20 protein-coding genes are annotated in these 21,488 nt (G+C 60.0%); 6 read left to right on the top strand and 14 right to left on the bottom strand.

What is annotated here, in order from left to right; translation table 11 throughout:
• Window positions 1–31 precede the first annotated feature (31 nt).
• From lspA to FLQ44_RS13920, 7 genes are all read right to left on the bottom strand, one after another.
• Window positions 32–553 (bottom strand): signal peptidase II, encoded by a 522-nt coding sequence (lspA, locus tag FLQ44_RS13950; protein ID WP_206208888.1) that lies wholly within the window; start codon window positions 551–553, stop codon window positions 32–34.
• On the bottom strand, window positions 546–3,326 hold the full coding sequence (gene ileS / locus FLQ44_RS13945) for an isoleucine--tRNA ligase (RefSeq protein ID WP_147694874.1): 2,781 nt from the start codon (window positions 3,324–3,326) through the stop codon (window positions 546–548). The genes lspA and ileS overlap by 8 nt, the downstream gene beginning before the upstream one ends.
• Window positions 3,323–4,258 carry a bifunctional riboflavin kinase/FAD synthetase gene (locus FLQ44_RS13940; protein WP_147694873.1) on the bottom strand — a complete coding sequence of 312 codons (936 nt, stop codon included), beginning with the start codon at window positions 4,256–4,258 and terminating at the stop codon, window positions 3,323–3,325. Before FLQ44_RS13940 ends, ileS begins: the two co-directional genes overlap by 4 nt.
• Before the next feature lie 120 nt (window positions 4,259–4,378).
• Window positions 4,379–5,044: an OmpA family protein gene (locus FLQ44_RS13935; protein WP_147694872.1), complete on the bottom strand. Its 666-nt coding sequence runs from the start codon at window positions 5,042–5,044 to the stop codon at window positions 4,379–4,381.
• A 234-nt stretch (window positions 5,045–5,278) separates the two neighbouring features.
• Window positions 5,279–5,782, bottom strand: a complete 504-nt coding sequence (locus FLQ44_RS13930) for a DUF934 domain-containing protein (RefSeq protein ID WP_147694871.1) — start codon at window positions 5,780–5,782, stop codon at window positions 5,279–5,281.
• Window positions 5,766–7,421 (bottom strand): nitrite/sulfite reductase, encoded by a 1,656-nt coding sequence (locus FLQ44_RS13925; protein WP_147694870.1) that lies wholly within the window; start codon window positions 7,419–7,421, stop codon window positions 5,766–5,768. Before FLQ44_RS13925 ends, FLQ44_RS13930 begins: the two co-directional genes overlap by 17 nt.
• 52 nt (window positions 7,422–7,473) lie before the next feature.
• A complete protein-coding gene (locus tag FLQ44_RS13920; RefSeq protein WP_147694869.1) occupies window positions 7,474–8,178 on the bottom strand; it encodes a phosphoadenylyl-sulfate reductase in 705 nt (234 codons plus the stop codon).
• 111 nt (window positions 8,179–8,289) lie between these two features.
• Here FLQ44_RS13920 and cysB point away from each other — a divergent pair, with 111 nt between their 5' ends.
• Window positions 8,290–9,228, top strand: coding sequence for an HTH-type transcriptional regulator CysB (gene cysB / locus FLQ44_RS13915; protein ID WP_147694868.1), 939 nt, complete (start codon window positions 8,290–8,292; stop codon window positions 9,226–9,228).
• 93 nt (window positions 9,229–9,321) lie between these two features.
• On the opposite strand, the gene fabG is transcribed toward cysB, so the two are convergent.
• Together fabG and FLQ44_RS13905 are read right to left on the bottom strand one after the other, a co-directional pair.
• A complete protein-coding gene (gene fabG, locus FLQ44_RS13910; protein ID WP_017510080.1) occupies window positions 9,322–10,062 on the bottom strand; it encodes a 3-oxoacyl-ACP reductase FabG in 741 nt (246 codons plus the stop codon).
• A gap of 399 nt (window positions 10,063–10,461) precedes the next feature.
• Window positions 10,462–12,093: an ABC-F family ATPase gene (locus tag FLQ44_RS13905; RefSeq protein WP_147694867.1), complete on the bottom strand. Its 1,632-nt coding sequence runs from the start codon at window positions 12,091–12,093 to the stop codon at window positions 10,462–10,464.
• 170 nt (window positions 12,094–12,263) lie between these two features.
• On the opposite strand from FLQ44_RS13905, the gene dapA reads away from it, so the two are divergent.
• Window positions 12,264–13,139 (top strand): 4-hydroxy-tetrahydrodipicolinate synthase, encoded by an 876-nt coding sequence (gene dapA / locus FLQ44_RS13900; protein ID WP_147694866.1) that lies wholly within the window; start codon window positions 12,264–12,266, stop codon window positions 13,137–13,139.
• Window positions 13,140–13,154: 15 nt separating this feature from the next.
• A complete protein-coding gene (bamC, locus tag FLQ44_RS13895) occupies window positions 13,155–14,264 on the top strand; it encodes an NlpB/DapX family lipoprotein (RefSeq protein ID WP_147694865.1) in 1,110 nt (369 codons plus the stop codon).
• A gap of 113 nt (window positions 14,265–14,377) precedes the next feature.
• On the opposite strand, the gene hemN is transcribed toward bamC, so the two are convergent.
• Window positions 14,378–15,784, bottom strand: a complete 1,407-nt coding sequence (hemN, locus tag FLQ44_RS13890; RefSeq protein ID WP_147694864.1) for an oxygen-independent coproporphyrinogen III oxidase — start codon at window positions 15,782–15,784, stop codon at window positions 14,378–14,380.
• Window positions 15,785–15,894: 110 nt separating this feature from the next.
• Here hemN and fnr point away from each other — a divergent pair, with 110 nt between their 5' ends.
• The gene (gene fnr / locus FLQ44_RS13885; protein WP_147694863.1) at window positions 15,895–16,635 is read left to right on the top strand and encodes a fumarate/nitrate reduction transcriptional regulator Fnr; all 741 of its coding nucleotides are present in this window, start codon (window positions 15,895–15,897) and stop codon (window positions 16,633–16,635) included.
• A 51-nt stretch (window positions 16,636–16,686) separates the two neighbouring features.
• On the opposite strand, the gene FLQ44_RS13880 is transcribed toward fnr, so the two are convergent.
• From FLQ44_RS13880 to FLQ44_RS13870, 3 genes are read right to left on the bottom strand one after another with little or no spacing between them, the layout of a single operon-like run.
• The gene (locus tag FLQ44_RS13880) at window positions 16,687–17,142 is read right to left on the bottom strand and encodes a flavodoxin family protein (RefSeq protein WP_147694862.1); all 456 of its coding nucleotides are present in this window, start codon (window positions 17,140–17,142) and stop codon (window positions 16,687–16,689) included.
• Window positions 17,139–18,041, bottom strand: a complete 903-nt coding sequence (locus FLQ44_RS13875; RefSeq protein WP_147694861.1) for a DUF1853 family protein — start codon at window positions 18,039–18,041, stop codon at window positions 17,139–17,141. Before FLQ44_RS13875 ends, FLQ44_RS13880 begins: the two co-directional genes overlap by 4 nt.
• A 3-nt stretch (window positions 18,042–18,044) precedes the next feature.
• The gene (locus FLQ44_RS13870; protein WP_147694860.1) at window positions 18,045–18,818 is read right to left on the bottom strand and encodes an RNA methyltransferase; all 774 of its coding nucleotides are present in this window, start codon (window positions 18,816–18,818) and stop codon (window positions 18,045–18,047) included.
• A 144-nt stretch (window positions 18,819–18,962) separates the two neighbouring features.
• Here FLQ44_RS13870 and FLQ44_RS13865 point away from each other — a divergent pair, with 144 nt between their 5' ends.
• Together FLQ44_RS13865 and FLQ44_RS13860 are read left to right on the top strand one after the other, a co-directional pair.
• Window positions 18,963–19,757 (top strand): inositol monophosphatase family protein, encoded by a 795-nt coding sequence (locus FLQ44_RS13865; RefSeq protein WP_147694859.1) that lies wholly within the window; start codon window positions 18,963–18,965, stop codon window positions 19,755–19,757.
• A gap of 113 nt (window positions 19,758–19,870) precedes the next feature.
• Entirely contained in the window at window positions 19,871–20,089 is a 219-nt protein-coding gene (locus FLQ44_RS13860; RefSeq protein ID WP_147694858.1) for a TIGR02450 family Trp-rich protein, read from the top strand.
• Here FLQ44_RS13860 and FLQ44_RS13855 read toward each other — a convergent pair.
• Window positions 20,084–21,352: an HD-GYP domain-containing protein gene (locus FLQ44_RS13855; protein ID WP_147694857.1), complete on the bottom strand. Its 1,269-nt coding sequence runs from the start codon at window positions 21,350–21,352 to the stop codon at window positions 20,084–20,086. The two genes, FLQ44_RS13860 and FLQ44_RS13855, sit on opposite strands and share 6 nt — an antisense overlap.
• Between the last annotated feature and the right edge of the window lie 136 nt (window positions 21,353–21,488).

Raw genomic sequence — 21,488 nt, 5'->3', positions numbered from 1 at the left:
ACCAGGGTTGGCCGCATGCGGCCAACCTGGCTCAGGTCTTGGGCTGTTTGAAGCTATCCAGCACCATCAGCACGGCACCCACGCAGATAAAGCTATCGGCAATATTGAACGCCGGGTAGTACCAGCTTTGCTGCCAGTGCACCTGGATAAAATCAATGACGTGGCCGTGAATCAGGCGGTCGATCACATTACCCAATGCACCGCCCATGATAAAGGCGGCAGCCAGGTTCATCAGGCTGCTGAACTGGCGCTGTACGATCTGCCAGCCCAGCCAGCCCGATACCGCAAAGGCCAGGCCGCTGAAGAAGAACTTCTGCCAGCCGCCGGCATCGGCCAGAAAGCTGAATGCGGCCCCGGGGTTGTACAGCAGGGTAAAGTTCAATAGCGCCGGAATCACCTCGCGCTGCTCGCCGTACTGGTAGCTGCCGTTGAAATACACCTTGGTCAGCTGATCCAGCACGATGATGAGCGCGGCCAGCACAAACCATTTGGCCACGCTGGCGGCTTTATCCACAGCCGGGGCGGCCCCGGCTGTTTTACCTTGCTCAAGCATGCAGACGCGCCTCGCCCTTGCCATCGATATTGTCTACGCAGCGGCCGCACACGTGGCCGTGGCCGGCGTGGGTGCCCACATCAGCGCGGTAGTGCCAGCAGCGGTCGCACTTCTCGTGGCTGGATGGCGTCACGCTGATGGTGGTATCGGCGGCTTCGGTCACGCTGACTTGAGACACCATCAGCACGAACTTCAGCTCGTCGCCCAGGCTGGCCAGGTGCTGGTACAGCTCGCCATCGGCGGTAACAACGAGCTCTGCCTGCAGCGAAGAGCCCAGCTGGTCGGCGCTGCGCAGCGCTTCGATTTGCTTGTTCACCTGCGCGCGGAAGGCGCGGATGGCTTGCCATTTGGCCACCAGCGCTTCTTCGGCGCCCACGGCCGGGTTCGGGAACTCGTGCCATACGTGGAACAGCGGGGTTTCTTCGTCGCTACCCAGCAGCACTTCCCACGCCTCGTCGGCGGTGAAGCACAGGATAGGCGACAGCAGCAGCAGCAGGCTGCGCGTGATGTGGTACAGCGCGGTCTGGGCGCTGCGGCGCGGGTGGCTGTCGGCAGCAGTGGTGTACAGGCGGTCTTTCAGGATGTCCAGATAGAACGCACCCAGGTCTTCCGAGCAGTAGTTCACGATGTCTTGCACCGAGTGGTGGAAGGCATAACGCGGGTACAGCTCGCCGGTGATTTTTTCCTGCATTTCCTTGGCCATCATCAGCGCGTAGCGGTCGATCTCGCTCAGGCGCTCGTACGGCACGGCGTGTTCCATCGGGTTGAAGTCCGACAGGTTGGCCAGCAGGAAACGCAGGGTGTTACGCAGGCGGCGGTAGCTTTCGGTCACGCGCTTGAGGATCTCGTCCGAGATCGCCAGCTCGCCGGAGTAGTCGGTCGAGGCCACCCACAAGCGCAGGATATCGGCGCCCAGGCTGTCGTTGACCTTTTGCGGTGCCACCACGTTGCCCTTGGACTTGGACATCTTCAGGCCCTTGCCGTCCACCACGAAACCGTGGGTCAGCAGCTGTTGGTACGGCGCGCGGCCAATGGTGGCGCAGCCGGTAAGCAGCGAGGACTGGAACCAGCCGCGGTGCTGGTCGGAGCCTTCCAGGTACAGGTCGGCCGGCCACGCCAGCTCGGCGCGCTGCTTGAGCACGGCAAAGTGGGTGGAGCCGGAATCGAACCACACGTCCAGCGTGTCGGTGAGCTTGCGGTAGTTGGCCGCATCGTCACCCAGCAGCTCGGCTGCGTCCAGGCTGAACCAGGCTTCGATACCCTGCTTTTCGATGCGCAGGGCAACCTGCTCCAGCAGCTCGGCCGAGCGCGGGTGCAGCTCGCCGCTTTCCTTGTGGATAAAGAACGTCATCGGCACGCCCCAGTTACGCTGGCGCGATACGCACCAGTCCGGGCGGTTGCCGATCATGGCTTCCAGGCGGGCACGGCCCCAGGCCGGGAAGAACTCGGTACTGTCCACGGCCTGTTTGGCACGCTGACGCAGTACCTGGCCATCGTTACCCGCCTTGTCCATGCCGATGAACCACTGCGGGGTAGCGCGGAAAATGATCGGGGTTTTGTGGCGCCAGCAGTGCGGGTAGCTGTGGAACAGCTTGTCCTGATGCACCAGCGCGCCGCGCTCTTGCAGTACTTCGATCACTTTCGGGTTGGCTTCCCATACCGACAGGCCGGCAAACAGCTCGGTGGTGGACTTGTAGCGGCCGTTGTCGGCTACCGGGTTGTCCACCGGGATGCCGTACACCTGGCCAACCTGGAAGTCTTCCAGACCGTGCGCCGGGGCGGTGTGCACCAGGCCGGTACCGGCGTCGGTGGTCACGTGGTCGCCGCAGATCACCGGTACTTCGCGGGCGTAGAACGGGTGCGCCAGGCGCAGCAGCTCCAGCTGGTCGCCGGTGGTTTCACCCAGCACGGTGTGGCTTTCCACGCCGTAGCGCTTCATGGTGGCTTCCACCAGGTCTTTCGCCAGGATCAGCTTGCCTTTGGCGCACTCTACCAGCTGGTAAACCAGCTTGGCGCTAACCGATACCGCCTGGTTGGCAGGCAGGGTCCAGGGGGTGGTGGTCCAGATGACCGCCATGGCACCGTCCACGTTGGCCGCAGCAAAGGCCGCGGCCAGCTTGTCGGTATCCACCACGCGGAAGCCTACGTCGATGGCGGGCGAGGTCTTGTCTTCGTACTCCACCTCGGCTTCGGCTAGGGCAGAGCCGCACTCGATACACCAGTGCACCGGCTTTTCACCCTTCATCAGGTAGCCGTTTTCAAAAGTCTTGCCCAGCGTACGCACGATGTCGGCTTCGGTCTTGAAGTCCATCGTCAGGTAAGGGTTGTCCCAGTCGCCCAGCACGCCCAGACGGATAAAGTCTTTCTTCTGGCGAGCAATCTGCTCGTGCGCGTATTCGCGGCACAGCTCACGAAACTTGGCGGCCGGGATATCCTTGCCGTGCAGTTTTTCTACCATCAGCTCGATCGGCAGGCCATGGCAGTCCCAGCCGGGCACATAAGGCGCATCGAAACCGGACAGGGTCTTGGAGCGGACAATGATGTCCTTCAGGATCTTGTTGACCGCGTGGCCAATGTGAATGTCACCGTTAGCGTACGGCGGGCCATCGTGCAGGATGAACTTGGGGCGGCCTGCGGCCAGCTTGCGCAGCTTCTGGTAACGCTGCTGCTCGGTCCAGCGCTTCAGCCAGGCGGGTTCACGTTTGGCCAGATCACCGCGCATAGGGAACGGTGTATCCAGCAGGTTGACGGTTTTACGGTAGTCGATGCTCATGCCTGATCTCGTTGCAAACTGGTCAAATAGGTTTTGGCGCTAGCGGCATCGCGTTCGATTTGTGCCACCAGCTCGTTAAAATCATCGTAGCGCGCTTCATCGCGCAATTTTTTCAGGAAATGCACCGAAATTCGCTGGCCATAGAGGTCGCCATGAAAATCGAACAAGTGCACTTCCAGCTTGTAATTCTGGGTGGTGGTGACCGTCGGGTTCTTGCCCAGGCTCGCCACCCCGCCGATACGGCCATGCGGCGTATCCACTTGCACCACGAAAATGCCCTCCAGGGCAGGCCTGCGGTGCGGCAAGTGTACGTTTGCCGTAGGAAAGCCAATGGTACGTCCCAGCTTTTGCCCATGCATGACTTTGCCGCTGATCTGGTAAGGGCGGCCCAATAGCCGGCCAGCGCTATCAAGGTCGCCTGCGGCCAACCTGTCACGCACCAGTGTACTGGAGGCACGCTCACCGGCGACCAGCACCGATGGCATCGCCTCGGTGACAAAGCCGGGGTGCTGCTGCAGCAAGGCAAAATCCCCTTTGCGGTCGGCGCCAAACTGGAAATCGTCGCCAATCAACAAATAGCGTGTTTGCAACTCGTCCAGCAACACCTGCTGGATAAACTGCCCTGCAGGCATGCGGGAGAACGCATGGTTAAAGCGGTAGATAAACACATAATCAAGCTGCGCCTGCTGCGCCAGAAACTGGAGCTTGTCGCGCAGTACGGCCAAACGGGCCGGCGGCTGCTGGCGCGCAAAAAATTCGCGCGGGTGCGGCTCGAATGTCAGCAATGCAGAAGGCAAGCCGCGCGCCGCAGCTTCTTCTCGCAAACGGGCCAGCATACGCTGGTGCCCCAGGTGGACACCGTCAAAGTTGCCGATAGTCAGGGCACAAGGGGGTAACGCAAAACGGCGGGGGTTCCCCAGAAACGCACGCATGGGCGGCTCGATAACGGATCAAAACGTCTGATTTTAACCAGCCAACCCCAACATTGCCAGCCATAGCGAAAAACAAAAAAGCCCCGGGCTAGCCGGGGCTTTTGCAGCAAGATCAGCAGATTACTGCTGAACTTCCTTGGCGGTTTCTACGGTCACGTCAAAGCGACGGTCACCAGCCAGGCAAGCGATCAGGTCAGCACGCTTCTTGAATTTCTTGGCAGTGCATTCTGCAGTCAGTTTGGCTTCGGTTTCGCCTTTGCCTACTGCAGTTACCTTGTCTGCCGGTACGCCAGCAGCAACGAAGTAGTCCTTAACGGCATTGGCACGTTTTTCGGACAGGGCCTGGTTGTATTTATCGGAACCCAGGTAGTCGGTGTGGCCTTCAACGGCAACGGTTTTCAGCATCTTGTCAGCTTTCAGGCTGGAAACCAGTGCTTCCAGTTGCTGATTGCCAGCAATGATCTGTGCGCTGTTAAAGCCAAACAGGCCTTCAGCGGACAGGCTAACGGTTTTGATCACAGTCTGTGGCTTAGGTGCTACGACAACTGGGGCCGGAGCTGGTTTTGGAGCAGGAGCCGGAGCCGGCTTGGCTGCTTCACGATCGCCACACTCTACCAGACCATCACGAGCCTTGTCGTAAGTGGTTGGCAGTTTCCAGCATTCGCCATAAGCGTTTTTCACCACTGGGGAGCCGTCGGCTTGGGCGTAGCCCTGGTTAGCGGCAAAAGCAGTGCTGGTCAGCAGCAGGGTAGCCAGCAGAGCGCTCAGCTTGATCGATTTTTTCATTTTACTTCCTCTTTGTTGAAACGCGTTCCGCCATTGTTTAAACAGACCGTGACAACCTGCTTAAACGTGGCACCACAGAACGAATGTCGAAAAAACGGCATAATTCGGTTAAGACATTTTCTGTGACTATAGGTAAGCAGCTTAGCCTATGTCAACGCCAAGTACCTAAAGTTCACACAAAAACACAACACCTTTCAGGTGAATCTTATCGAAACAAATCTAGCCGAGTTGCAATCAAGCAACAATTAACGACACACGACGTCTCAACAGTGGTACCGGTTGCAAAACCGTTGCTTGATACTGCTCGCTAAAATCAGCCAGGCCAGCCAAGGCACTGGCTGCATCGCGGTCGGCACGAATCACGAAAGCATCAAACCCCACCTGCGCCATATAGGACAGCTGGTCTCGCAGCACATCGCCAATGGCACGCAACTCACCTTGGTACCCGTAGCGCTCACGCAACAAGCGCGCATGGCTGTACCCACGCCCATCGGTAAATGCCGGGAAATCAATGGCAATCAGCGGCAGATCAGCCAGATGCACCTGCAAGACAGCAGCATCTTGCTCGGGAGCCAGCCATACCGCCAGCTTGCCGGTGTGCTGGCCATCTTTGCGTTCAAGATAGACTTCCAGCGGCAAGATAACATCTTCCTCTATCGAAAAAGCATCATCCACGCTGCGAATCAGGCGCCAGCTGTCATCACTCGCCAGCGCGCCATTTTTAATGAGATTTTGCATAAACGCGCTCCTTGAACGGGTCCAGGCCAATACGGCGTACAGTTTCGATAAAGCGTTCGCCTTCCTGGCGCTGCTCCACGAACAGGGTCATGATTTTTTCGAATGCAGCAGGCACATCTGCCTGGGCAAACGATGGCCCGATGACCTTGCCAATGGCGGTGTAGTTGCCCTGGCTGCCGCCAAGGGTAATCTGGTACCACTCCTGGCCATTCTTATCCACACCCAGAATGCCGATGTTGCCAATATGATGGTGGCCACAGGCGTTCATACAGCCGGAGAAGTTGCAGTCGATGTCGCCCAGATCAAACAGGTAATCCAGGTCGTCAAACTTGCGCTGGATCGCTTCGGCCACCGGGATGGAGCGGGCGTTGGCCAGGTCGCAGAAATCGCCGCCGGGGCAGCAGATGATATCGGTCAGCAGGCCGATGTTCGGCGTGGCAAAGCCATGTTGACGTGCCAGCTGCCATACTTCGTACAAATCGCTTTCTTGGACGTCCGGCAGGATCAGGTTTTGCTCGTGCGCGGAGCGGATCTCGCCAAAGCCAAAACGGTCGGCCATATCGGCCACGGCGTCCATCTGGTCGGCGCTAATATCACCCGGCGGCACGCCGGTTTTTTTCAGCGACAACACCACCGAGCGGTAGCCGGCACGCTTGTGGGCGCGGGTGTTGCGCTCTACCCAGCGGGCAAAGGCAGGTTCAGCCAGCTTGTCAGTAAACGCGGCAGGGTTGGCCGCCAGGCTTTCATACGCCGGGTCGGTAAAGAAGCCGGCGTAGTAGGCCACGTCAGCCTCGGTCAGGGTGGACGGGCCATCTTTCAGATTCAGCCATTCGTCTTCCACCTTGGCCGCAAACGCTTCTACCGTCATGGCCTGCACCAGAATCTTGATGCGGGCCTTGTACTTGTTATCGCGGCGGCCGTAGCGGTTGTACACGCGCAGCACGGCGTCCAGATAGGTCAGCAGGTGCTGCGGCGGCAGGAACTCGCGCACTACCTTGCCCACGATGGGGGTACGCCCCAGGCCACCGCCTACCAGCACGCGGAAGCCGACTTCGCCCGCCTCGTTACGCACCACGTGCAGACCGATGTCGTGCACCTGGGTGGCCGCGCGGTCATCTGCACTGCCAGACACGGCAATCTTGAACTTGCGCGGCAGGTAGGCAAACTCGGGGTGCAGCGTGCTCCACTGGCGAATGATCTCGCAGTAGGCGCGGCCATCGATCAGCTCGTCGGCGGCCACGCCGGCAAAAGCGTCGGTGGTGGTATTGCGCACGCAGTTGCCCGAGGTCTGGATGGCGTGCATTTCCACGTCGGCCAGCTCGGCCAGGATATCCGGCACGCGCGCCAGCTCTGGCCAGTTGAACTGGATGTTCTGGCGCGTGGTGAAGTGGGCGTAGTCGCGGTCGTAGGTGCGGGCGATGTGCGCCAGCTTGCGCATTTGCAGGCTGGACAGGTGGCCGTAAGGGATGGCCACACGCAGCATGGGGGCGTGGCGCTGGATATACAGGCCGTTCATCAGGCGCAGCGGGCGGAATTCTTCTTCCGATAGCTCGCCGGCCAGGTAGCGCTGGGTCTGGCTGCGGAACTGCTCTACCCGCTCGCGCACCAGACGGAAATCGACTTCATCGTACTTGTACATGCCGTGCTCTCTTGATCAAGGTTGGCCGCATGCTGCGGCCAACGTCTCCGTATTAGTCGGGGCGTTTCAGCGGGCTGGCTTTCACGTGCAAGCCGCACTCTTTGGATTCGGGGTTTTCCCACCACCAGCGGCCGGCGCGGATATCCTCGCCCATGGCGATGGGGCGCGTACAGGGGGCACAGCCGATGGACGGTACGTGCTTGTCGTGCAGGGCGTTATACGGCACGCCGTGTTCATGGATATACGCCCAGATGTCTTTTTCTGTCCACTCGATCAGCGGGTTGTACTTCATCAGGCCGTTGTCTGCGTCGTGCTCGCGGTCACCCAGATCCTGTCGGGTGGGCGACTGCTGGCGGCGCAGGCCGGTAATCCAGGCGTCCAGGCCAGACAACGCGCGCTTGAGCGGGGCAATCTTGCGGATGTGGCAACAGGATTTGCGCTGCTCTACGCTGTTGTAGAAGGCATTGATACCGTTTTCGTTGACGTAAGCTTCCAGCGCGGCGGCATCCGGGTAGTACACACGGATGGGGTAAGCCGGATAGGCCTCGCCCACTTTCTGCATCAGGTCGTAGGTTTCCAGCGGCAGGCGGCCGGTATCCAGGCTGAAAATGGTAATCGGTAGCGCCAGCTTGGCGATCAGGTGGGTCAGCACCATGTCTTCGGCGCCAAAACTGTTGGCCAGGGCCACCTTGCCATGCGTGCGGGCGATTTCCTGCAGCAGGGCTTCGGTCTGGGCTAGCTTGTCGGCAAGGCTCATCGGGTGCCTCCAGGGCATACGGACAGAGGATGCCATGGTAGCTAAAGGCTTTAAATCGGAAAAGAATATTGTGTTAGTATTTAATTACTTTCAGTTTTAAGAGACCAAGACATGAAACTCCAGCAATTGCGCTATCTGGTGGAAGTGGCCAAACAGGGGCTGAACGTTTCCGAGGCGGCAGAAAAGCTGCATACCTCGCAGCCGGGTATTTCCAAACAGATTCGCCTGCTGGAAGACGAGCTGGGCATTCAGGTCTTTATCCGTAACGGCAAGCGTGTCGTGGCGGTATCCGAGCCGGGCAAAGAGGTCCTGCGCATTTCCGAGCGCATTCTGCGCGAGGCGCAAAACCTCAAACGCGTCGGCGACGAGTTCTCCAAAGAGGCGGAAGGCGCACTAACCATCGCCACCACCCACACCCAGGCCCGCTATGCCCTGCCTGGCGTGATTGCCGAATTTGTGCGCCGCTACCCCAAGGTGCGCTTGTCGATCAAGCAAGGCAGCCCGACCCAGATTTGCGACATGGTGGTATCGGGCGAAGCAGACCTGGCCATTGCGACCGAGGGCATTTCGCTCTACAAAGAGCTGGCCATGCTGCCCTGCTACGAATGGAACCGCAGCATTGTGGCGCCGGATGGCCACCCGCTGCTGGCCCTGGGCCGGCCGCTGACGCTGGATGACATCGCCAGCTTCCCCATCATTACCTATGACTTTGCCTTTGCCGGGCGCTCGCGCATCAACCAGGCGTTTACCGATGCCGGCAAAACCCCGAACGTGGTGCTGACCGCCATCGATACCGACGTGATCAAAACCTACGTCAAGCTGGGCCTGGGCGTGGGCATTATCGCCAGCATGGCGTTCGAGCCCGAGCGGGATAGCGGCCTGCAGGCACTGGACGCCAGCCATCTGTTCGAGCCGTCTACGACCAAGATCGGCATCCGCAAAGACGCCTACCTGCGCGGCTATGCCTACACCTTCGTCGAGCTGTTTGCGCCACACCTTCACCGCAAAGAAGTAGACAGCGCGCTCCATCACGGTGACGACGAAGAATAAGCCACCCTCGCCTGCTGCTAGCCTGCAACGGGCAAGCGCCCATGAAAAAACCCGCCAATTGGCGGGTTTTTTCATGGGCGCTTGCGGCCAACCTTACAGTGTCAGACCACCGGTCACTTCGATGGCAGCACCGTTGATGTAGCTGGCTTCGTCGGAAGCGAGCCAGGCGTACACGTTGGCGATTTCTTCCGGCTGCGCCATGCGCTTCATCGGCACCTTGTCTTCCATGGCCTGGATCACTTTTTCCGGCATGGATTTCAGGATAGGCGTTGCCACAAAGCCAGGGCAGACGGCGTTGGCACGAATGCCTTTTTTGCCCAGCTCTTTGGCCCAGGTTTTCACGAAACCGATCACGCCAAACTTGGAAGCAGCGTAGTTGGTCTGGCCGAAGTTGCCATACACACCCACCACGGACGAGGCGTTCAGGATCACACCGGCACCCTGTTCGATCATGGTATCCACCACGGCCTTGGTGCAGTTGTAAACACCCTTCAGGTTGATGTCGATGACCTTGTCGAACTGGTCTTCGGTCATTTTGATCAGCTGGGCATCCATCACGATACCGGCGTTGTTCACCAGCACGTCAATACGGCCAAACTGGGTCTTCAGCGCGCCAACCATGTCGGCGATCTGGGCTCTGTCGGTCACGTCCACTTTGTAACCTACCGCTTCGCCACCGGCTGCCTTCAGCTCTTCCACTACGGCATTAACGGCATCCAGGTTGATGTCACATACCGCAACGATCGCGCCTTCTTTGATGAATTTTTCGGCAGTAGCTTTACCAATACCGCTAGCACCACCAGTAATAATGGAGACTTTCCCTTTCAAGCGCATAATTCTTCCTTTGCATTCAGTTGCAGGCGACCCGATTGTCGACCGGATATTGCTCCACCACCGACCCTCAAGGCCGAGTCCCTGTTTTTATTGTCTGTCTTGTCTTGTTATGCCGGTTGCCACTGTCGCATTTTGCAGCGCACAACCATCTTGCGCTGCAATATAACGCAAGCGCTCGCTAGCGGTAAAGCAAACGCTCTATCGGCTGGCATCAAGGCTGGCAAGGCTGTGGCGGGATTATCGCAGTGCAAAAAAAATATGCAGAAAAACAGGCATTTGCGCGCTGTGGCCATGAAAACCACACCATAGAAGCCCGCCGGGCCAGCCCGCACCCAAACCCGTACCGCATGAAAAAAGGCAGCCGTAGCTGCCTTGATGCTTACCCCCTGCAGGGCCGGTTTATTCCAGACCTTTGCTGGCCAGGTAGTCTTCGTAGTTGCCGGTGTAGTAGTCGAAACCACCGTTGCCATCCAGCTCCAGAATGTGGTCGGCCAGCGAGCTCACAAACTGACGGTCGTGCGATACAAAGATCAGGGTGCCTTTGTATTTTTCCAGCGCCATGTTCAGGGCTTCGATCGACTCCATATCCATATGGTTGGTCGGTTCATCCATGATCATCACGTTCGGCTTTTGCAGGATCAGCTTGCCGTACAGCATGCGGCCTTTTTCACCACCGGACAGCACACGCACCGGCTTGTCCACGTCGTTGCTGCCAAACAGCAGGCGGCCCAGCGTGCCACGGATGATCTGCTCGTCGTCACCTTCCTGGCCCCACTCGCGCATCCAGTCGGTGAGCGTGCTGTCGCTGGCGAATTCGGCTTCGTGGTCCTGGGCAAAGTAACCCACCTGCGCTTTTTCGGCCCACTTGATCTGGCCGTAATCCGCAGTAATGCCTTCGGCCAATGGCGCCTCGAAAGCCCCCACCAGCAGCTTCACCAGTGTAGATTTACCGGCACCGTTCGGGCCGATGATAGCCAGGCGAGCACCGGCTTCCAGGATAAAGCTCAGGTCTTTCAGCAGCACCTTCTTGTCGTAGGCTTTGTTCAGGCTATCGACTTCTACTGCCTGGCGGTGCAGCTTGAATTTGTCGTCCATCTCAAAGCGGATGAACGGGCTCTGGCGGCTGGATGGCTTCACTTCCACCATGTCGGCCTTCAGTTTGTCCGCCTGCTTCAGGCGGCTGGTGGCCTGACGGGCTTTGGACTTGTTGGCCGAGAAACGCGCCGCAAACTCATGCAGTTCCTGGATGCGCTCTTTGGCTTTGCTGTTGGACGCCAGCTGGCGCTCGCGGGCCTGGGTGGACGCGATCATGTAGTCGTCGTAGTTACCCGGGTAGATGCGGATGGTGTTGTAGTCCAGATCGGCCATATGGGTGCAGACCGAGTTCAGGAAGTGTCGGTCGTGCGAAATGATGATCATGGTGGCGTTGCGCTCGTTCAGCACGTGCTCCAGCCAGCGAATGGTGTTGATGTCCAGGTTGTTGGTTGGTTCGTCCAGCAGCAGGATGTCCGGGTTGGAGAACAGTGCCTGCGCCAGCAGCACGCGCAGCTTCCAGCCTGGTGCCACTTCGCTCATCGGGCCAAAGTGCTGCTCTACCGGAATGCCCACGCCCATCAGCAGCTCGCCAGCGCGGGCTTCGGCGGTGTAGCCGTCGTATTCGGCAAACTTGGCTTCCAGTTCGGCCGCGTGCATGTAGTCGTCTTCGGTGGCTTCCAGGTTGGCGTAAATGGCATCACGCTCGCTCATGGCGGCCCACATTTCGGTATGGCCTTGCAGCACAACATCGATTACACGCTGATCTTCGTAAGCAAACTGGTCCTGGCGCAGCTTACCCAGACGCAGACCGTTTTCGATGGCCACTTCGCCACTGGTCTGCTCCAGGTCACCACCCAGAATTTTCATGAAGGTCGATTTACCGGAGCCGTTGGCACCGATCAGGCCATAGCGGTTACCCTCGCCAAACTTGACCGAAACTTTGTCGAAAAGCGGCTTGGCGCCGAACTGCATGGTAATGTTGCTTGTCGTAATCACGCGGATAATTCCTCTGCCAGTCTCTGAATGTGTACCGGAAAACCGTGTATTTTAGCACAAAAACCCTTGCAATCAGCGTGTTGCGGCCAACGTGGATTGCACGCGCCGCAATAGCGGAATTCCGCTACAATCAAACACCTTACTTAATCCATTTCATATAGGCAGAAGCTATGCTTACCGGCAGCCTTGTTGCTCTGGTCACCCCGATGTTCGAGGACGGCCAGGTCGATTTCGAATCGCTCAAACGTCTCGTTGACTTCCACATCGATAACGGTACCGACGGCATTGTTGCCGTAGGCACCACCGGCGAATCCGCCACTCTGGGCGTGGAAGAACACATCAAGGTCGTAGAAGCCGTGGCACGGCACGCTGCCGGCCGCGTTACCGTGGTGGCCGGCACCGGCGCCAACTCTACCGCCGAAGCCATCGAACTGGCCCAGCTGGCCAAACAGGCCGGCGCCAGCCACAGCCTGTCCGTAGTGCCGTACTACAACAAGCCCACGCAAGAAGGTATCTATCAGCACTACCGTACCATTGCCGAGGCAGTGGACATCCCGCTGATCATGTACAACGTGCCCGGCCGTACCGTGGCCGACATGAGCAACGATACCGCGCTGCGTCTGGCCCAGATCGACAATATCGTAGGCCTGAAAGACGCTACCGGTGATATCGGCCGCGCCTGCGACCTGGTGCTGCGCGCCCCTGCCGACTTTGCCCTGTACTCCGGCGACGACGCTACCGGCATGGCCTTCATGCTGTGCGGTGGTCACGGTGTCATCTCGGTGACGGCCAACGTCGCTCCGGCCCTGATGAGCCAGCTGTGCAAGGCCGCCCGCGGTGGTGATACCACAGCCGCCCGCGCCATCAACGACCAGCTGCAGGGCCTGCACAAGCAGCTGTTCTGCGAGCCAAACCCGATTCCGGCCAAATGGGCACTGCACCGCATGGGCCTGATGCCCGCCGGCCTGCGCCTGCCACTGACCCCGCTAAGCCAGGGTTCGGTCGCCATCATCGAAGCCGCCATGAAACAGGCCAACACCCTGTAAACCATGAAGCACGCAATGAACAAGACCCTGATCTCCGGCCTGCTGTGTGCAGGCTTGCTGAGCGCCTGCGCCAGCAGCAACCCCGACCTGAAATACGAGTTCAAGTCGGACAGCCCGAAACCGAAGTCTTCGCTGGAAGTGCCGCCTGATCTCAGCGCACCAGTACAGCAAGACCGCTACCCTATTCCACAGGTCAACACCGGCAGTGCAAGCCAAGCCACCGCTGCGCCTACTGCAGCTACCCCGGCAGCGCAAGCCGAACCGGCCAGCGCAGCAGTAGAACGCGCGGGTACCCAGCGCTGGGTCAGCATTCCGGGCAAAAGCCCGGCAGAAGTGTGGCCGCTGCTGAAAGCGTTCTGGCTGGATAACGGTTTTGTCATCCAGAACGAAGAAGCCGACATCGGCTACATGGAAACCGACTGGGCAGAAAACCGCGCCAAACTGGGTGCCAGCACCGTACGCGGCCTGCTGGAAACCGTGGGTCTGGGTAGCGTGTTCTCTACGCCGGAGCGCGACAAGTTCCGCATCCGCATCGAAAAAACGGCCAACGGCACAGATGTGTTCTTTAGCCACCGCGGCATGTACGAGATCTACATCAACGAAGCCAAAGAAGACACCCGTTGGCAGCCTCGCCCTACCGACCCGGAAATCGAAGCGGTGTTCCTGAGCCGCTTCCTGGTACGCCTGGGCATGGATGAAGCCACGGCAGCGAAGACCGTTCGCCAGGAGCAAACCGCCAGCACCGCCCGTGCACGCCTGGTAAAAGGCGGTATCGAGCTGGATGACAGCTACGACCGCGCATGGCGCCGTGTCGGCCTGGTACTGGAGCATAACGGCCTGGCCATTACCGACCGTGACCGCACACTGGGTGCCTACTTCGTGAAGCCAGGCAACGATGACGTGCAAAAAGCCAACGCACAAAGCAGTGGCGGCCTGTTCTCCAAACTGGCTTTCTGGAAAGACAGCAAACCGGGTGATAACGCCAGCGTGCCAAACCTGCGTGTACAGCTGACCCGCCAGGGTGACAAGCAAGTACGTGTAGAGCTGCGCACCGCCGATAATGCCGTAGTCACGGACAAAGGCCTGGAAGCCCTGCTGCAACAGATGGTGAACGAGCTGAAATAAGCAGCGTCTTTGCCACACCAGCCCGCCCAGCCAGGCGGGCTTTTTACTGCCTGCGCAAAAAAGCCGGTAGCCCTGCCAAGGGGCTGCCGGCTTTTATCTTGTGCAACGCTGCGTCAGATCGTCTGCGAATAACGCGCCTTGGTTTCGCGCTCGCGCAGGTGGCGGTCGAAAATCATGGCGATGTTGCGAATCAGGAAGCGCCCCTTGGGTGCCACCATCAGAAAATCACCATCAAAGGTCAGTAGGCCCTCGCTCTGGAAGGCACGAATCTGCGGCAGCTCTACGGCAAAATAGTCGGCAAAATTAATGGCAAAGGTCTGCTCGATCGCCTCTACCGACAGCGAGAAGCGGCACATCAGCGCCTGGATCACGCTACGGCGCAAAATATCATCCTGCGTCAGCGTCATGCCGCGTAGCACCGGCAGGTGGCCTGCATCCAGCGCGGCGTAGTAGGCGTCCAGCTCCTTCTCGTTCTGCGTGTAGCACGGCCCTACCTTGCCGATGGACGACACGCCCAGGCCGATCATGTCGCAGTCGGCATGCGTAGAGTAGCCCTGGAAATTGCGCTGCAGGCGGCCCTGCTGCAAGGCACGCGTCAGCTCGTCGTCCGGCTTGGCAAAGTGGTCCATGCCGATAAACACATAGCCTGCGTCTGCCAGCTGGCGCACAGAGTTTTGCAGGATATCCAGCTTGGTAGCCGATGTGGGCAAATCCGCCTCGTTGATACGGCGCTGTGGCATGAACACGGTAGGCAAGTGCGCGTAGTTGTACAGCGCAATGCGGTCTGGCGACATGGCAATCACGCGGCTTACCGTGTTTTCCAGCGAATGCGCCGTTTGCTTGGGCAGGCCGTAAATCAAGTCCACACTGATGGACTTGAAACCGGCTTCGCGCGCTGCATCCATCACCACACGGGTCTCTTCCTCGCTCTGGATGCGGTTCACCGCCTCCTGCACCACCGGGTCGAAATCCTGGATACCAATGCTCATGCGGTTGAAACCCAGCCGCGCCAGGTGCAGCACCGTGTCGCGGCCAACCTTGCGCGGGTCGATCTCGATAGAGAACTCGCCCTCCGGCAACAGCTCGAAATGCTGGCTGATGATGCCCATCACGCGGTCCAGCTGCTCGTCCGACAAAAAGGTAGGCGTACCGCCGCCAAAATGCAGCTGGATCACCTTCTCACGGCTGCCCAGTTTTTCCGCCACCAGGCGGATTTCTTTTTCCAGGTAATCCAGATAGGCATCGGCGCGGCTTTTGTCTTTGGTAATGATTTTGTTACAGCCGCAGTAGTAGCAAATGGTGTTGCAGAACGGCACATGCACGTACAGCGAGATCGGCCGATGGTTGGCGCCAATCGCGCGGTGGGCCAGCCATTGCTCGTAATCACTCACCCCGAAACCGTTGTGAAAGCGGTCTGCCGTGGGGTAGGACGTGTAACGCGGCCCGGAACCTTCCAGCCTTTCGATAAGTTCTCTATCGAAAATACACTGTGTCGGCGTGAAATTTATGGTGGGTGTCATATTGAATCTGGTTGGAAAACCGGTGGTGGGCTGGTAAATTTGCGCAATTACCACTTTTCTTGCTTTGACGCGTATCAAGCAAGCCCGCTTGCTTGGCGAAAACACACTATATGACTGACCACACACACCCAATGCACGCACTCAAAGTGTCGTGTTCCAACTGCAGCCTGCGAGAACTGTGCCTCCCGGTAGGCTTGAACCGCGATGAAATGGCGCAACTGGACGCCGTGATCCGTCAAAGCCGACGCCTGAAACGTGGCGAATACCTGTTCCGCTCTGGCGAGGGCTTCCGCTCGCTGTATGCGGTGCGTACCGGCTACTTCAAAACCTGCGTGTCCAGCCAGGACGGCCGCGAACAGGTTACCGGCTTTCACATGTCGGGCGAGCTGATGGGTCTGGACGGCATTTCGTCCAACCTGCACGGCTGCGACGCCATTGCGCTGGAAGACAGCGAGGTCTGCGAGCTGCCGTTCAACCGCATGGAAACACTAGGCCGCGACATTCCCAGCCTACAGCACCACTTTTTCCGCCTGATGAGCCGCGAGATCGTGCGCGACCAGTCGGTGATGTTGCTGCTAGGCAACATGAAGGCCGAAGAACGCCTGGCGGCTTTTTTGCTGAATTTGTCACAGCGCCTATCAGCTCGCGGCTTTGCGGCCAACGATTTCATCCTGCGCATGAGCCGCGAAGAAATCGGCAGCTTCCTGGGGCTAAAGCTGGAAACCGTCAGCCGTACCCTGTCGAAATTCCAGCAGCAAGGCTGGCTGGTGGTAGACCACAAGCACATTCAGCTGGTGAAGCCGGAAGCGCTGAAAGAGCTGGTGGCCGGCTGCTCGCAAGCGCAGCACTGATCGCCCGCTACGGATGCCAAACGCCCCTCACGGGGCGTTTTGTTTAATGGCCTACAGCATGCCGATGGACAGCGCCGCCGCCAGGGTGGCGCCCAGCTCGGCAGCGGCAGCAAGGTCTGCCGGCTGCGGCACACCCCGCACCAGCAGCGGCGGGTAGGCCTGCCGCCAGCCGTAGCCGCGTGCGATGCGCTCGATGGCGTGCTGCGCCCCCAGGCCATCATTGCCGGCGCTAATCAGCACCGCGTATGGCAAGCCGGCTACTTTGCCCTGCGCCGGGTAGTAGGTACGGTCGAAAAAATCTTTTAGCGCACCGGCCATATAGCCAAAGTTTTCTGGCGTGGCCAGCAGCAGGGCATCGCAGGCCAGTAGCTCGTCAATACCCGCCTGCAGGGCGGGCAGGATGCGTACCGCCACACTGCCGTCTTCCACCGCAGCGGCGGCTGCCGCCTGGGCCAGCTGCAAGGTATGGCCGGTCTGGCTGCTCCACAGCACCAGTAGCGTCTTCATGCGGCCAACCTGGGTAGCAAGGTGGCCAGTAAATCGGGATCTGGCCAGCTGTCAGGCACCACAAAACCACGCGCCACCTCCTGCCATACCCCTTGCGCATCCGGCAGCAGCTCGGCCAGTAGCCAGGGACCATCGGCCTGCGCCAGCTGCGCGCGCATGGCAGCCAGGCTCTGCGTGGCCGCTTCCTCAGCTTGCGCCGGGCCGAGCCATTGCAAGCGCGGCAAGGCCAGCCAGCGGCTGTGCGGGTGCTGCTGCGGCCAACTATCCTGCAGGCGGCACCACCAGCCGCGGCAGGCTGCGGTATGGATGGCAGGGTGGGTGTCGGCTGCACCGGCAGGGAAAAACAGCCAGCCAGTCAGGCGGCTGCAGGCGCTTGCCTGCTCGAAACCGGCGGGTAGCGCGGCGGCGGGGTGCTGTGCCAAGGCTAGCTGGCTGGCCAGCTTGCGGTATTTTAGCCACCAGGCGTCGCGCAGGCCGGGGCCGACCAGCGCATGCGGGGCGCTATCCAGCTGCAGGTAGAACTTGCTGGCGGCTTCCAGGTGATACGGCTCGCCGTCTATACGCAGCAAAAAATCAAACTCGCCCACCGTGTGGGTGGCATCGCGTACCGGCAGGTTGGCCGCCACCAGCGCGATATGCGGCGCGTGGCTGAACCAGTACGCCAGCAGGGCTTCGGCGTATAGCCCCAGGCGGCGCGTAGGGCGTGCTGCCAGCCACGCCAGCAGCGGGCCGGGGTCGGCGTCCAGCGCCAGCAGCTGCGGCCAACCTTGCGGCCCCAGCAGGCGCTGGCAGCTGATTTCCACACCGCTATGCCAGGGTGGCGGCGCCGTCAGCAGGTAGGCAAGGTCACGCACCGGCTGGCTGCGCAGCTGCGCGCACTGCGCCAGGCCGGGCAGCATGGCTTACTCGCCCTGCTTGTCGCGCGGCGGCAGGCTGCCGTCGGCGACGCGCTGCACCTGCTTGAAGAAACCGCGCAGGATGTCGATTTCTTCGCGCAGTACGCCAGCGCGGTTGAACAATGCACGCATGCGGCGCATCAGGCGCTCGCTGTTGCGGCGCTCGTAGTAGCCGATGGTTTCCAGCGTGTTGTCCAGGTGGCCGCACATGCTTTCTACCTCGGCCATGCTGGCGGCCTCGCCTTCGGCTTTCAGGTAGTTCACATCCACGCCGGTGTGGCTGAACAGCTCGTAGGTCATCACCTGCACCGCCATGGCCAGGTTCAGCGAGAAGTAGTCCGGGTTGCCCGGCACGGTCACCAGGCGGTTGCACATTTCCACTTCTTCTATCGACAGGCCGAAGGTTTCGTTGCCGAACACCAGCGCTACCTGCTCGCCCTCGCGCGCACGGGCTATCAGCTCGGGCGCGGTTTCGCGCGGGGTGGATAGCGGGGTGGTGAGCTCGCGGCGGCGGCTGGTCAGCGCGCAGGCCACGGTCACGTCCGACAGCGCCTCGGTCAGGCTGCTGACTACGGTGGCGTGCGCCAGAACGTCTACCGCGCCCGAGGCCAGTACGTTGGCCTCTTCGCTGGGAAACACTTTCGGCTCAACCAGATACAAGCGCGTCAGGCCCATGGTTTTCATGGCCCGCGCTGCCGAGCCGATATTGCCCGGGTGGCTGGGGCGCGCCAGTACGACGCGAATGTTCTTTAAAAAATCAGGTACTTGGGGTTTATTCATCGGGTAATTTTGAGTAGAATCGCGGGCTATTCAAAAACACCGCTGCAAAAGCGGTGTTTATCGTTCCTTAACCCAGACAGTTTACGACAAGCGCGCACCCCACGAAGGGGCTGCGCTTGTTTTGTATGATTTTAGAGGCCGTCAATGCATCCAATGCTCAATGTCGCGGTAAAAGCCGCTCGCCGTGCAGCCAACGTTATCCAGCGTGCATCGCTGAACCTGGATACCGTGCGTGTTGAAAAGAAAAAACACAACGACTTCGTGTCCGAAGTTGATCAAGCTGCCGAACAAGCCATCATTGATGTCATTCTGGATGCGTATCCGAAGCATGCGATTCTAGCAGAAGAGTCCGGCGGCCGCGGTCTGGGCACTTCCGAGTACGAGTGGATCATCGACCCGATCGATGGCACCACCAACTTCATTCACGGCCACCCGCAATACTGCATTTCCATCGCGCTGGCACACCGCGGCCAGATCCAGCAGGCGGTGGTTTACGACCCGAACCGTAACGACATGTTCACCGCCAGCCGTGGCGTGGGCTCGTTCCTGAACGACCGCCGTATCCGCGTTTCCAAACGCATCAACATGAACGAATGCCTGATTGCCACCGGTTTCCCGGTAGTAGACCAGAGCATGCTGGACACCCATCTGGCCATCCTGAAAGACGTGATCGGCAAAACCGCCGGTGCACGCCGCGAAGGCTCTGCCGCACTGGATCTGTGCAACGTAGCCTGCGGCCGCGTGGATGGTTTCTTCGAATTCAACCTGAAGCCTTGGGACATCGCGGCAGGTAGCCTGATCGTGCAGGAAGCTGGCGGTATCGTGACCAATATGCACGGCGAAGACGGCTGGTTCGAAAGCGGCGATATCGTGGCTGCGGCACCGAAAGTACTGGGCCAGCTGCTGCCGCTGATCGCCCCGCACGTAAAAACAGCTTAACGCTGCGGCCAACCCTGGCCACCCACCCCGCCCCCGCGCTGCCTGCAGCCGGGGGCGTTGTTTTTGGCGGCGCCGGCCCCACCTGCTACGCCATCACCCACCTGGAACACACCATGCCGGTAAACAGCAAGAAGCTGCAGGGCAGCAAATGGACCGCCACCACCCCGCATAACCGCGAGAAGCATTTTCTGGTGGTGCAGGTAGAACACGACGCGGAGGACCCGCAAAAAGTGCTGCGCGTGACGCTGGAGGCGGTACTGTCGCGCCGCCACTTCACCCTGCCGTGGCGCGAGCTGGGTGACAGCAGCCTGTGGCAAGCCGGCTGGCTATAAGCCCACTGCGGCGGTTTTGCTGGTTAGCCCGAGAAACAGCACGGCCAGCGGCTCGAACAGCTCTGCCTCTTGCAGCGGCAGGTGCAAACGCTGCCGCGTCAGGTCACGCGCCAGATGGCGCGATAGCCAGTTGGTTTCATGCATGACCCAGGCCAGCTCCTGCCACATCGCCTGGGTATCTTCCCCTTCCATGGCATGCTTGCTCAGCATGTCCAGACCCACACTGTTAAACGCACGCTGAATGCTGTTAAGCCGCAGCGCCAGGTGGCCAAACAGCTGCCAGCCCGGTTCGCTTAGCGTTTGGCCTTCGATCTGCTGCATCACCTCATGCACCCGGGCAAAGCGCATCAGCAGCTGGTGCAGGGACGACTGCAGGGCATCCACCGGCTGCAACAACCCTGCTTCGCGCGGCAGGCTGCCAGCCCGCGACAGTGCCGGCAAGCGCACCGCAGCAGAAAATTGCCCCGGCAGCAGCTTGAGCGCGGTTTGCAGCTGGCCCACCGGCTGGCGGGCGTGCTCGAAAATACCTGCCGCCATTTCTGCCAGTGCCAGCACTTCTGCTGCCTGCCCCACGCCATCACCGCGTAGCTGGCGCGGGTAGCCACTGCCATCTACCCGCTCGTGGTGCTGCAAAATCATCTGGGCCACATCGGCGGGCACCGCCTTGAGCTCGCTGGCCCAGACAAAGCCTACCAAGGGGTGGGCGTCAAACTGGCGCCACTCGTCTGCGCTCAGCGGGCCTGTTTGCTGCCAGACTGCCGGTTGCAGGTACAAATAGCCCACGTCGTGCAGCAAACCACTACACAGCAGCAGCTGCGCATCACGCGGGGACGGCGCCAGGCTCCACGCCAGGGCGGCTACACGCAAGCTGTGGCAGAACACATCGGGAAAGCGGCTGGCGATCAGCTGCAGGGCCTGGGCGGCCAGCGGCGGTAGCGACAGTACCGCCAGCTCGCGCTGCAGCGCCTTGGCCTGGTTGCCCAGCCAGCCGGCCAATAGCGCGTCCTCGGCCAACAGCTGCTGCATGCCATCGCGCAGCTGGGCCACCAGCTGGCTGGTATCCAGCTGGATCTGGGTTTCCAGCGGCTGGCGCAAGCGATGGATGCGGAGCTGCTCGCTGGTGCGGGCATCGATACTGGCGCCACGTGCCACCAGCTTCATACCGTTGGCCGCATAGATATCCTGGCTGGCACAAACAGCCAGCGTATTGCCGGCTGTTTGCAGATTGGCCAGAAAGTGGGTGTTCACGCTGTCCAGTGCCATGAAGTCTCCAAATGCTTTTGCATGAAACCCGCTAATGAGCCGATTGATAATTAAATAAAGCAAATATTCGGCTCAAGCTCCAAGCATTTGTCGAAAAACAACGCCCCAGCCTACTTACAGCAGGCTGGGGCGTTGC

This window comes from Vogesella mureinivorans (genome assembly GCF_007644035.1).
In the GTDB taxonomy this organism is placed as follows: domain Bacteria; phylum Pseudomonadota; class Gammaproteobacteria; order Burkholderiales; family Chromobacteriaceae; genus Vogesella; species Vogesella mureinivorans.
Note: the sequence above shows the minus strand (reverse complement) of the source record. Positions and strands in the feature narration are given on the sequence as shown.

Bases quoted from the DNA above. Each gene is read 5' to 3' on its own strand.
- lspA (WP_206208888.1), bottom strand. From the start codon at position 553: ATGCTTGAGCAAGGTAAAACAGCCGGGGCCGCCCCGGCTGTGGATAAA.
- ileS (WP_147694874.1), bottom strand. From the start codon at position 3,326: ATGAGCATCGACTACCGTAAAACCGTCAACCTGCTGGATACACCGTTC.
- FLQ44_RS13940 (WP_147694873.1), bottom strand. From the start codon at position 4,258: ATGCGTGCGTTTCTGGGGAACCCCCGCCGTTTTGCGTTACCCCCTTGT.
- FLQ44_RS13935 (WP_147694872.1), bottom strand. From the start codon at position 5,044: ATGAAAAAATCGATCAAGCTGAGCGCTCTGCTGGCTACCCTGCTGCTG.
- FLQ44_RS13930 (WP_147694871.1), bottom strand. From the start codon at position 5,782: ATGCAAAATCTCATTAAAAATGGCGCGCTGGCGAGTGATGACAGCTGG.
- FLQ44_RS13925 (WP_147694870.1), bottom strand. From the start codon at position 7,421: ATGTACAAGTACGATGAAGTCGATTTCCGTCTGGTGCGCGAGCGGGTA.
- FLQ44_RS13920 (WP_147694869.1), bottom strand. From the start codon at position 8,178: ATGAGCCTTGCCGACAAGCTAGCCCAGACCGAAGCCCTGCTGCAGGAA.
- cysB (WP_147694868.1), top strand. From the start codon at position 8,290: ATGAAACTCCAGCAATTGCGCTATCTGGTGGAAGTGGCCAAACAGGGG.
- fabG (WP_017510080.1), bottom strand. From the start codon at position 10,062: ATGCGCTTGAAAGGGAAAGTCTCCATTATTACTGGTGGTGCTAGCGGT.
- dapA (WP_147694866.1), top strand. From the start codon at position 12,264: ATGCTTACCGGCAGCCTTGTTGCTCTGGTCACCCCGATGTTCGAGGAC.
- bamC (WP_147694865.1), top strand. From the start codon at position 13,155: ATGAACAAGACCCTGATCTCCGGCCTGCTGTGTGCAGGCTTGCTGAGC.
- hemN (WP_147694864.1), bottom strand. From the start codon at position 15,784: ATGACACCCACCATAAATTTCACGCCGACACAGTGTATTTTCGATAGA.
- fnr (WP_147694863.1), top strand. From the start codon at position 15,895: ATGACTGACCACACACACCCAATGCACGCACTCAAAGTGTCGTGTTCC.
- FLQ44_RS13880 (WP_147694862.1), bottom strand. From the start codon at position 17,142: ATGAAGACGCTACTGGTGCTGTGGAGCAGCCAGACCGGCCATACCTTG.
- FLQ44_RS13875 (WP_147694861.1), bottom strand. From the start codon at position 18,041: ATGCTGCCCGGCCTGGCGCAGTGCGCGCAGCTGCGCAGCCAGCCGGTG.
- FLQ44_RS13870 (WP_147694860.1), bottom strand. From the start codon at position 18,818: ATGAATAAACCCCAAGTACCTGATTTTTTAAAGAACATTCGCGTCGTA.
- FLQ44_RS13865 (WP_147694859.1), top strand. From the start codon at position 18,963: ATGCATCCAATGCTCAATGTCGCGGTAAAAGCCGCTCGCCGTGCAGCC.
- FLQ44_RS13860 (WP_147694858.1), top strand. From the start codon at position 19,871: ATGCCGGTAAACAGCAAGAAGCTGCAGGGCAGCAAATGGACCGCCACC.
- FLQ44_RS13855 (WP_147694857.1), bottom strand. From the start codon at position 21,352: ATGGCACTGGACAGCGTGAACACCCACTTTCTGGCCAATCTGCAAACA.